This is a genomic window from Nocardia sp. NPDC051787, assembly GCF_040681325.1.
In the GTDB taxonomy this organism is placed as follows: domain Bacteria; phylum Actinomycetota; class Actinomycetes; order Mycobacteriales; family Mycobacteriaceae; genus Nocardia.
Window position 1 is genome coordinate 41654 of record NZ_JBFAYO010000015.1, and the last position, 10308, is coordinate 51961.

Here is a 10308-nt window from a genome sequence, read left to right on the forward strand (position 1 = left end):
GAAGTTCGGTCCATGATGAGCCCATGGCGTCAACGACGGCCGACCGGGCCACACGGGTTTCGGCTCCGCCGCTGCACTCACGACAATTCTGGTTGTTCCGCACGCTTCCGCTTCGCCTGGTACTCCCGGTATTGCTGCTGGCCATCGCGGTTGCGCTCGTCGCGGTGGCGTTCGACGCGCCGACCTATGCCGCGGTGGCGGGCGGCGCGCTGATCGTGCTGCTCGGGCTGGTCCATCGGCACGGAAATTGCCTGGCCGCCTTTCTCGCCGAAGAATTCACTTTCCGGTGGCATGCGTTTCGCCACCGTTCGACCGCGGTCAACCATGCGCCGTTCGACGTGCCGCTGCCCGACGGCGGCAGCTACGGCATGCGCTGGGACGGCACCCGGCTGATCACCGTGCTGCGGATCGATGCGCAGCCGCGCGGCGTCACCCTGCTCAGTCCGAGCGGGCTGAACACCGGGGAAATGGTTCCGCTCCCCGAAATCGCCCGCTGCCTGCACCAATTCGATATCGGGCTGGCCTCGATCGACGTGATCAGCACCGGCTCGCGCACCTCCGACGCGGGCCAGGTGGCCCGGCTCTACGAGCAGATCCTCGGGCCGCTGCCCGCGGTCGCGCACCGCACGGTGTGGGTGGTGCTGCGCCTGGATCCGCTGGCCAACGCGCCCGCGGTGGACCGGCGTGGCGGCGGCTCCACCGGAACGCTGCGGTCGGCGATCGTCGCCACCCGCCGGGTGGCCAACCGCCTCGCCGCCCATGACCTCACCGTGTCGGTGTTGTCGGCCGCCGAAATCACCTCGGCGGTGCACGAATTGACTCGCGGCGCCGCCATCGACCAGCTCGCCGAGACCCAGCACAGCGTCGAACACGACGGCATCCATTCGGCCGTCTACCGGATGGCGCCGGAGGCCCTCGGTCCCCGCGGCCTCGCCGAGGTCTGGGCGACACCGAGCCTGGCGACCACCGTGACTTTGCGCCTACGGCAGGCGGCCGGGGCAACCACGCGGCCTGGCGACGCCGGGCCTGCCACCATCGCGGTGACCGCCACCGTTCGATTCGATTCGCGCGACCGGCCGCTCGAGGTGAACATCCCCGGCCTGCTGCCCATGTCCGGCAAGCACCGTCGCGCGCTGCTGCAATACCTGCCGGTCGACACCCAGGGTCCGCAGCTGCCGATCGACAGCTACTTGGGCACGCCGGAATCCCTGGCCGACCTGTTCACCCCGATCACCGGCTGCGGCCAGGTGATCGGCGCCGACTCCTCCGGCCAGGGTGTGGCACTGCCGCTGGTCGGGCAGTACGTGCGCCGGGTCGAGATCATCGGCGCATTGCTCATCGCCAAACAGGTGATCCTGCGGGCAATCGCGTTGGGCGCCACCGTGGTCGTGCACACCAACCGGCACGACGCGTGGCGTTCGATGGTGGCATATGTCGACGCGCCGCACTCGCTGTCGCTGGCGTCTTGGTCGGCCGGCTCGCAGCAGGCGAGCTCGCATCGGTCGGCGACGGTGTTCGTCTACGACGGCATTCCGCCGTCCACGCATCATTCCGACGCGACGGTCATCGTGCTGCGGTCGGACGCGACCGGCGCCGAATCCTTCGACGCCGACGTCACGCTGATCGAAGACGCCGAAACGGCGAACCTGGTCACCGTACGAACCGCGACCGGAACCACTACCGTCTACATGGTGGCCACCCCGGCAGAGATGAACTACCTCGGCACGCCGATCGCGGGATCATTCCCGCATGCGCGGGGAACATGGACTGGCGAAGTCCGGCGAGGAACCGATGGCGGTTCTGTCCAGTGAGCGTGTCTGGAAACCCTTTCGGCATCTCCAGGCACAGAGGGCAGTCTGTCACAGGACACCGACCAGAGTTCTCAGACACACACTGATCCGTCGAACGGCCCGTTCGCCCTTATCGAGAACGGGCCGTTCGCGGTCAGCGGTGCCGCTCAGCCGGCGAAGCTGTTGTACACCTTCATGTCGGCGTGCTGCGCGTTGCCGAGCGCGCGGTCGACCGCGTCGCGCAGCCGCTCCAGAATGTCGGCGGTGTCGCTGAACTCGTTGGTCCACGCGGTGTGGGCGGTGCGGAAACCCTCGGCAGACTGGTTGTCCTCCCACGCCACGTTGATCAGCTTCGCGGCCGCCTCCTCCAGATTGGAGATCTGGGTCTGCAGGTTGCGGTAGTGTCCGTCCAGCTGATCCATCAGCGGCACCAGGTACTTGGGGTCGTAGAGCATGTCGGATCCTTTCGTAGGAGATGGGTCGGCGCCGCGCTCAGACCAGGTTGGTGAACGAGTCGACGTTCTCGGCGTCGACGTTGTTCTTCGTCTGGCTGCCCTCGAAGATCTTCGAGGTCATGTCGTCCAGCTTGCTGTTCAGGCGGGCGCCTTCGTCCTGCCATGCCTGAGCGGCCCGGCCGCACGCATCGTTGGCATCGCCCTGCCAGCCCGGCTTGGCGGCCTCGATGTCGCTGCCGATGTTGCTGATCGTCGTCTTGATCTGACCGACAGCCGTCATGAAATCGTTCACGACCTGGGCGGCCGCGGCATCGTCGAGACTTACCTTGGACATTTTCTGACCTTTCCTCGTCTGTCATTACTCGTGTTGGCGGTTCAGGTTTCCCGGGTTTTCGCACGCAGCTCTCGACGACGCGCGAGCTAGGGCATCCACCTTCCTCCGGGCAGGGATTCGATCAGGGCCGAAATCGCCTGCGCGATCCGGTGATCGGAGCCCGGGGTGAAGGTGGACCAGACCCGAAGGTCCGCGGCGGCGCCGGGGCTGGCCGCGATACGACCCCGCGCGGTGTCGTACACGGCTACCGCCCCGGACGATCGGAGGGTCGCCCCGTCCTCGTGGGCGTAAGCGACGATTTCGGCGTGCGCATGGCAGCTGGACATGGCGAGACCGAATTCGATCGCGTCGCGCTGGTCGAGTACGCCGAGCGCGTACACCGCCTGCGTGAAATCGCTCGATGAGGCTGCGCCGTCGAGACGTTCGCGCAATTCCTCCGACGGTGCGCTGAATCCGGCGATCTCGGCGGGCGGGCAGGCGCCCAGCGCGGCGAGCACCGGGCGCGCGAGCGCCGCGCCGTCGTTGTCCGCCCAGGCGGTCCACACGTCGAAGGCGTCACCGGTCCGGACGGCCACCGCGTGCGCACTCCCCCGGCGAGCCAAACAGACGCGCACGGGTCCGGTTTCGGTGTAGATGCGGGCGACCAGCTCACGATCGGGCTGGGCCAAGGTGTGCAGCGCGGTGGCGAGTTCGGCGTCGAGTTCGTCGTAGCCGTCGACGAGCCCGGACGCGCGCAAGCCGGTCAGGGCCTGCCGCTGCGCTTCCTGCCATGCCTCGGCCGAATCCTGCCGCGGGCCGACGCCGAGCACCAGCGGCAGCGTCTGCACACCGATCAGGCCGGACGCCGCGAGCAGTCCGTCGTTGGTCATCGTCGGCACGCCGGCCTCCTCCCCCGCGGCGCGGGCGCAACGCCTCGCTGGCACTCGGCCGCGCCGCGCCCGTTGGTGCTGTGCTCGATGGCTCCCCCGCTGCGCTCGACTACGACGCTGCCTCGCTGGCACTCCGCTGCGCCGCGTCCGTTGGTGCTGTGCCCGATGGCTTCCCCGCCGCGCTCGATCACGACGCCGCCTCGGTCGGCGCCGAGTCCGGCCGCGCGGCCTGCTCGGGGGCTGCGCCGAGCACCGGCGGCGCCGCTTCGACACCCGCGTCGATCTGCAGGCCCTCGCCGGGACGCGGTGCCGCGGAGCCTCCGGCACGGACAGCGCGCTCGGCGTCGCCCGCGGCCATACCGGGAGCCATCGCGCCGGGCACCATCCTGCTCGCCGCGTTGTCGGTGACGACCGGAGCCGGCTCCACCGGAACGACTTCCGGCGCGGCCACCGATTGCGACACCGTCTGCGCGTGGTAGGCGGTCTTCGCACGCAGCATCGACAGCGCGCCCAGGTTCGGCATGCCGCCGATGCGCGGGACGCTCGCGGCGGCCGCTGCCGCCGTGGTGGTCTGGTTCGCGCCCGCCTCGGCTTCCAACGCCGCGCCGCTCGCGATCACCGGCGGGTGCTGCTGTTGCCACGGCATGGCCAGCGGCGCGGTGGCCGCCTCGTAGCTCTGCATCACGCGTGCGGCGTTCGCCTTGGCCAGGTCCTGTTCCGAATCGACCTGCGCCGCGGCCGCGACCAGCGCCGCGCCCAAGGCGGCACCGGCCTGCTCGATCCCCCGCTTCGCCGCTTCCAGCGCCGCGATCTCGGCGACGTGCGGCATGGCCAGACGCGCCACTTCGTGGGCGACCGCCTGCGCACCCGCCTTCGCGGCATTCTGGCCGGCCACCGCGGCGGCGTCGATCAGCCAGTCACGCAGCTTGGTGATGCGCTCGAGCACGGCCTCGCTCTCGCCGGATCGCCACGACTCGCGGATCTTCGCCACGATTTGGTCGTATTCCACGACGGCGGCGCCGAAACTCGCGGCGAGCTTTGCCCATGCCGTGCCCGCGTCGGCCATCGGCGCGGCACCGGGCCCCGTGGTCAGATCCCGTGCCAATTGTTCGGTTGGCCTGGCCTGCCAGACCACACCGGTGAATCCGATTACCGGTGGTTCGACCATGCGCGCTCCGTGTCAGTTCGCTCCGAAGCCTGCGGCATTGTCGTCGTCCATCCGCACCAGTAGATCGGTGTGGGAACGCAACGCCGCGGCCAGTTTTCGGATTTCCAGCACTCCGGCGGACGCGGCCTCGTCATAGGAGGACGCGACACCGCGCAACGTCTCCGCCGCGCGACCGGACACTTCGTCCGAACCCGCGGGCTCGACGGCCAGCGTGGGCATGCTCTGCCGCAGATCGGCTTCCAGACGCGCGGCGAGAGCATCCAGGTCCGCGGCGGACTTGCGGGCCTCGGTGGGATCGAATTCCATGACGTCCTCCTGTCAGAGGGTGAGCGACTTGTCCGGCGGCTCGGAGTCCAGTGGTTCGGAGACCCGTTCGGCCGCGCCGACCACCGGCAGCGAGGCGCCCTCGATTTCCCCCACGACTTCGTTGCCGTGCTGTTCGGTGACCAGCAGTCCACGCACGCCGTCGGTGCTTTGCTCGCCGGAGCGCGCCATGCCCGCGGCACCTGCCGCGCCCCCCATCGGCACCATCCCCGGGCCGGAAGTCATGCCACGCGCCGCGGCGGCGGATGTGGTGGAAGCGGCCTCGGCAGCAGGCACACTCGCGCCGGCGGCACCGAGCGCTCCAGCCCCGCGGGCGCCCGCCCACGGAGTCAATTGCCGCGCGGGAGTTCCGGCCGCGCCGCCGACGCCATCGACACCTGTCCCGAGAGGACCCGCACCGGCACCTTCCAAACCGTCCGGGTGCTCGCCCTCCTTCAGTCGCTCCCGGTCCTTTTCGGCGTCCGAGATCGACTTCGGCACGTTCAACGCGGTTTGCGCGGCTTGCAGCGCCTGCGCGCCGGTGGTCGCCATCTGCGTCAGCGGGCCGAGCAGCTGCATGAGCTGCGACACCGACTGCATCGGGTCGACGTTCTTGGGCGCGTTCGTGACCGGCACCTTCTGTCCGGTCTTCGTCATCTCCGCGCTGTGCACCGTGAGTTCGCCGCGGGTCTTGGCGACCACGGCCGTCGCCTCGGCGAGTGTTTCGGTGGTCAGCGCGACCACGAACAGCTGGCCGCCCGGCGTGCCGAGGAACGGCGCCGACGCGGCGAGCGAGGTCATGAACTTCGCGATGATCGCCGCCATCAGGCTCGCGCCCTGGAACACCGAACCCGCGGCCGCCGAGACACCGGCGGAGGTGGCCGCGCTCTGGCCCGCGACCGCGGTACCGTCGGACGCCGCCTGCCCGGCCTTCTGGGCCGCCGAGGACGCGCCCATGCCTTGCCACAGCTGCATCACCACCTGCAACGCCGATGTGCCGAGCGTCATCGCGGTCTGCACCACGGTGGAGACCTGGGACAACACCTGCGCCGGGTCGAGCTGCGGTGCGGCGGGCAACTGCCCGGTCCCGAAGCTGCTCGCCAGATCGGTGAGGGGCTTGGCCAACAGGGAAAGGTCGATCACCGGAAGCGGCGGAAACTCCGGCAGCGGTGGCAAACCCGAAATCTCCGGAAGCGGCGGCAAACCCATGTCTTTCAGCACATCGTTGACCGGCCGGTCGAGCATGGGCCCCCCCGCACTCCGGCGGAGCAGATCCAGGACGGACTGGTCGAGCGGCGCGCTCATATCGATGTGCTGATCGACCCGAAGTCGCTGGCCGAAGCGTCGTCGGTGAGGTCGTAGGTCGCGGCGCTCTCGTGTGCGGCGACAGCGGTCATGCCGTGCACATGCGCCAGCTCGGCGACCGACGTGAGGTTGGTGGCCTGCGCAACGGCGAAGGCGGCCAGGAAATCCTGCCCGATCAGGCCGAAAACCGGAATGGCCGCGGCGATTGTTGCCGCCTGGTTGGCCGCCCCCGCGACCGCTACATCGACGGCCATGGCAGCCGAGGCGTCTCCGTACCTGCGGATGGCGTCAGAAACTACAACGATCTCGTTCATCGGGAACCTCCGCTGCCGGAACATGATTGGTCCGTTATTTTCAAATGTACCGGATCATCCCACCAGTCGGTCCGGGAATATTCCGTAAACACCGGTAGACACTTCCATGACATTTCAGGCACCGAATTCCTACGCGTACTCGGCGGCTTCTTCGTTGAAGCTGTTCACCAGCGAGCCGCGTTCGCCGAAGGCACGGCGGGCCGCGGAAGCCGCCGTGTTCACCACGATTCGCTCGAACTCGGCGGGCGACAGTTTCGTGATCGCGCCGGAGAGTTCGAGATCCACGAGTGCGCCGTTGCCGTCGACCACCGCGGTGACGGCGCCGTCGGGCGAGGTCTCGCGCACGCGGACCGCGGCCATCTGGTCGGCCAGATCGCGCATTCGGTTGAGCTGACGGTTAACTCGCGCCTCCAGCGCGTCCATCGCCTCGTTCATACCCACCGCCTCACTCATACCGATCTGAGCCAGCTCTGCGGCTCGACCTCGTACTCCGCCTCTTCCGCCAGCTCTTGCCGCGCAACATCTTCCGGCTTGGGCAAGCCGGTCAATGCCAAGACATCGCTGGTGAGCCCGGCCGCCTCCAATTCCGCCCTGCGAGCAAGCCCGGCGCGATTCGCCGATTGTTTGCACAATCTGAGAATCTCCCCCGCCAACTCACCCGGATCGCGCCGTAACTCCCCGGGCTCGATCGTGATACGGACCGGCAGTCCCTGTTCGGTGGTCTCAACCGAGATCGAGCCACTCTTGGACGCTGCTTTCCACATGGCATCCCTCATCCGCTCGTCGTACCTGAAAGTGTACGACCCGCTACCGACAAGTAGCACCCATATTTCTCTGGGCCCGGCTACACCCGTTCCTCTTTGCCGACGCAAACGATCTCGGCGATTTCGGAATTGATCATGGCGCCCTGCCGCTCGGCGTCATTGCCTGCCACGATTGGAGGGGTAGCCCAGAGCCGGTGAACGCACAGTGAAGGCGATCGGAACGGGAAGATCATCTTTCTGCAATTCTTCGCAGAGGACGACGAACGCGAGATCGGTGTGAATCGCCAGGACGCGCTCATTGGTCCACAACGAGTTTCGACACCAATTGCGGTGCCGGTCGGCTCGGCCTACCGGCGTTCATCTTTGATCGCCCGCACCACCGTGGCGACTTCGGTGTTGATCATCGCCGTCAATCGAGCGGCGTCGGCCCCGACCGCGACGGATGGAAGGCTCGGGGTGCTCGCGTAGCGACCGTCGTCCACCACGTCGCGCCATAGGATCTCGCGGCGCGTGACGCCACGCGGCCCGAACACCGAGCTGCCTTGGACCACCGCGATGGTCCCGATCGTGGTGGCCTCGGTCTTCAGGAACTTATCCGAGCGGTAGGCGACGGTGTCATCGAACGAGTCCTCCACCGCGGACTCGCCGAACGCGTAATCCATGTCGGACCCGCTGTCCGTGGCGAGCACCACCTCCGCCAGCTTGCCCGCTGCGGCTTCCGGCATCTGCGCGACCACCGCGTCGGCCAGTCCCACCGCGGCGCACTCGGTCACTTCGAACCCGCCACTGTGCCAGATGGTTTCCCCGGGCAGCTGCTTGACGACGTACCCGGCGTCGCCGCGCCGTGCCGCGAGCAAACGGACGCACTTCTTCGGGTCGTCACCGTCCGTACCGTCCCAGCCGTCCACCGTGATCCGGATGTCCGGCGCGGCGAGCGTCTCCAGCACCTCGCCGAAGGAGCGGTCCACCTTGTTCCGCAGCGCATCCCGGGTGCTGCTCTTTTCCAGCTCGAAGTCGTCCAGCAGCGGGGTGCGACTGGTGAAGACCAGTGGTGACGGCAGCGCGTCCTTGGCGTGGCTCTCCCAGAGCACGAAGAACTCGATGTCGCTGAACTTCCAGGTTCGCTTCATTTCTCCACGACCGGCTTGACGACCCGCGGTGCATCGCCGAGCGCTTCTTCCAGGTGCTCGGTGGAATCGAGGAATGTCGGTCGCTTGTGCGCCTGACCATCTCCCGCGCTCCGGCCCGCGGCTCCCGCCGCTCCGGGCGAACCGGGCATGCCCGCCATCGGCGCCATACCCGCACCGCGGCCGACCGCGGTACCGGCCGCCGTCGTGGTGGCCGTGCTCGCACGCGGAAACAGTTTGGCGGCCTGCGTGAGGTCCTTGCCGGCCGGCGCGCCAGGACCCGCCGCACCGGGGCCGGGTCCACCGGCGCCTTTCGGCAACCCCGTCTTGGGGTCGATCTCGGTGCCGGGTATCGACGGTACCCCGGGCAAGCCCGCCCGCTGACGGTCCTGCATTGCCTGTTGCGCGGCCTGCTGGGCAGCCTGCATCGCCTGCTGGAGGCCCTGCTGTCCGGCGGCCATCGCCTGCTGCACCGCCTGCTGCCCCTGCTGGGCGGCCTGCTGAGCGGCCTGTTGGGCCTGCTGCTGGCGCGCCGCAGCCTGCTGCTCTCGCTGGAACTGCGCGGCTTCCTGCTGCTGCCGGCGCGCCTCGGCCTGCTGCTCTCGCTGGAACTGCAGCGCCTCCTGCTGCTGCCGGCGTGCGGCGGCTTCGGCGCGGCGTTGCGCGTCCGCTTGTGCTTTCGTCTGGGATGTTCCGGGGCCGGGGCCGTTGATCCCGGGGCCGGGGGCGATACCAGGGCCTGGGGCGGTACCGGGACCCGGGGCGGTACCAGGACCGGGACCGGGCCCTTGCGGAGCGGTGACGGGAGTCAGCGCGGCGGGCAGTAGCGGAATCGCGCTGCTGGACGCGGTGATACCCGGCGTGTAGAAGGTGCTGAACGCGGTCCTGGCCTTGGGCAGCAGTTCATCCCTGGCGTAGGGCTTCCCGACGTTCGCCCAGGGGGTGTGCGGCATGTTGATCTTGGTACCCCACAGCCACCCCGAGGTGTACATGAGGTTGTCGCTGACCAGCCGCATATCCCCGGTCAGCTCGGTGACGTTGCCCTGGTATGCGGTTGCCGCCGAGACCGCGCCCGCCGCGCCGTCGCCGGTCCACGAACCGTTCGACTGCAATTGGGTCAGCTGATTCTTCAGGTTGGTGAAGACCGTTTCGAGCCGGTCGGCCATCCACTTCCAGGTGCCTGCCGCGTCGGTCACTTCCGAAATGTGGTCGCCGATGGATTGGCCGAGGCTGTAGTAGGTGTTGTACTCCAGCGCATAGGCGTTCTCGACGCGCACCGAGTTCTCGTTCCAGTGCTCGCCGCTCTGCGCGCTGTCCCGCGGCCGTTCGGGAGCCCGCTCCGGTGTCACCGCAGCAGTGTCCCGGTCCCGCGACGAGCTGACGTTTCGAAGGCGCTCGTTCATGGCGGGCAGTTCGGTCCCGGTCGCCCAGTCCGGCCTTTGTGTCTCACCGGCGTCCGGCACATGCGGAAAGTCCTGCCACTTGCCCCAGCGGCCGTTCTTGATCCGAGTGAACGCCGCCTCCGAGTCGGTCTCGCCGTCCCGGTACAGCCGGCCCGCGACGACGAACGTCTCCCCCATCTCGCGGAGGATGTTCTTGTGGTCCTTCAGCCGATCGTCCAGATCGCGACCGGCTTTGAAGAACTTCGACGCGAGTGCGGCGCCGGAACCGAGATTCCCGAAGCCCTGATAATTCAGGACCCGCTCGACGGCGGCGTGCACGATACCCACCATCGTGAGCGCGTCGGCGACGTTGATCGCGGCGGTCTCCGCGACACCGTGGTCCACCGTGATCTTGCCGTCACGGGCCAACCCTTGCAATCCCGTCCATGGGTTCACTCCGTCGCCCACAGGTCCTGCTCCTGCCTATCCGTCGCACG

General features: G+C 68.5%; 12 protein-coding genes. 1 reads left to right on the plus strand and 11 read right to left on the minus strand.

The features are described from left to right. The first annotated feature begins 23 nt into the window (after positions 1-23). Positions 24-1811: a type VII secretion protein EccE gene (gene eccE / locus AB0M45_RS17690; RefSeq protein ID WP_364329651.1), complete on the plus strand. Its 1788-nt coding sequence runs from the start codon at positions 24-26 to the stop codon at positions 1809-1811. Between the two features lie 146 nt (positions 1812-1957). Here the strand turns inward: eccE and AB0M45_RS17695 are convergent, their stop codons facing one another. The 11 genes from AB0M45_RS17695 to AB0M45_RS17745 form a co-directional block, all read right to left on the minus strand. Beyond that, entirely contained in the window at positions 1958-2245 is a 288-nt protein-coding gene (locus AB0M45_RS17695) for a hypothetical protein (RefSeq protein WP_195128980.1), read from the minus strand. 37 nt (positions 2246-2282) lie between these two features. Further along, positions 2283-2579: a WXG100 family type VII secretion target gene (locus AB0M45_RS17700; RefSeq protein ID WP_364329655.1), complete on the minus strand. Its 297-nt coding sequence runs from the start codon at positions 2577-2579 to the stop codon at positions 2283-2285. A gap of 86 nt (positions 2580-2665) precedes the next feature. After that, on the minus strand, positions 2666-3448 hold the full coding sequence (locus tag AB0M45_RS17705; protein ID WP_364329942.1) for an ESX secretion-associated protein EspG: 783 nt from the start codon (positions 3446-3448) through the stop codon (positions 2666-2668). A gap of 187 nt (positions 3449-3635) precedes the next feature. After that, positions 3636-4616: a PPE domain-containing protein gene (locus AB0M45_RS17710; protein WP_364329658.1), complete on the minus strand. Its 981-nt coding sequence runs from the start codon at positions 4614-4616 to the stop codon at positions 3636-3638. Positions 4617-4628: 12 nt separating this feature from the next. Beyond that, the gene (locus tag AB0M45_RS17715; RefSeq protein WP_364329661.1) at positions 4629-4922 is read right to left on the minus strand and encodes a PE family protein; all 294 of its coding nucleotides are present in this window, start codon (positions 4920-4922) and stop codon (positions 4629-4631) included. A 12-nt stretch (positions 4923-4934) separates the two neighbouring features. After that, positions 4935-6224, minus strand: coding sequence for a hypothetical protein (locus AB0M45_RS17720; RefSeq protein WP_364329664.1), 1290 nt, complete (start codon positions 6222-6224; stop codon positions 4935-4937). Then, positions 6221-6538, minus strand: coding sequence for a type VII secretion target (locus AB0M45_RS17725; protein WP_364329667.1), 318 nt, complete (start codon positions 6536-6538; stop codon positions 6221-6223). Before AB0M45_RS17725 ends, AB0M45_RS17720 begins: the two co-directional genes overlap by 4 nt. Before the next feature lie 129 nt (positions 6539-6667). Further along, positions 6668-6973: a YbaB/EbfC family nucleoid-associated protein gene (locus tag AB0M45_RS17730; RefSeq protein ID WP_364329670.1), complete on the minus strand. Its 306-nt coding sequence runs from the start codon at positions 6971-6973 to the stop codon at positions 6668-6670. A gap of 14 nt (positions 6974-6987) precedes the next feature. After that, complete coding sequence (locus tag AB0M45_RS17735; protein WP_364329673.1) at positions 6988-7314, minus strand: hypothetical protein; 327 nt, start codon at positions 7312-7314, stop codon at positions 6988-6990. A 335-nt stretch (positions 7315-7649) separates the two neighbouring features. Beyond that, positions 7650-8432 (minus strand): ESX secretion-associated protein EspG, encoded by a 783-nt coding sequence (locus tag AB0M45_RS17740; protein WP_364329676.1) that lies wholly within the window; start codon positions 8430-8432, stop codon positions 7650-7652. Then, on the minus strand, positions 8429-10279 hold the full coding sequence (locus tag AB0M45_RS17745; protein WP_364329679.1) for a hypothetical protein: 1851 nt from the start codon (positions 10277-10279) through the stop codon (positions 8429-8431). Before AB0M45_RS17745 ends, AB0M45_RS17740 begins: the two co-directional genes overlap by 4 nt. Between the last annotated feature and the right edge of the window lie 29 nt (positions 10280-10308).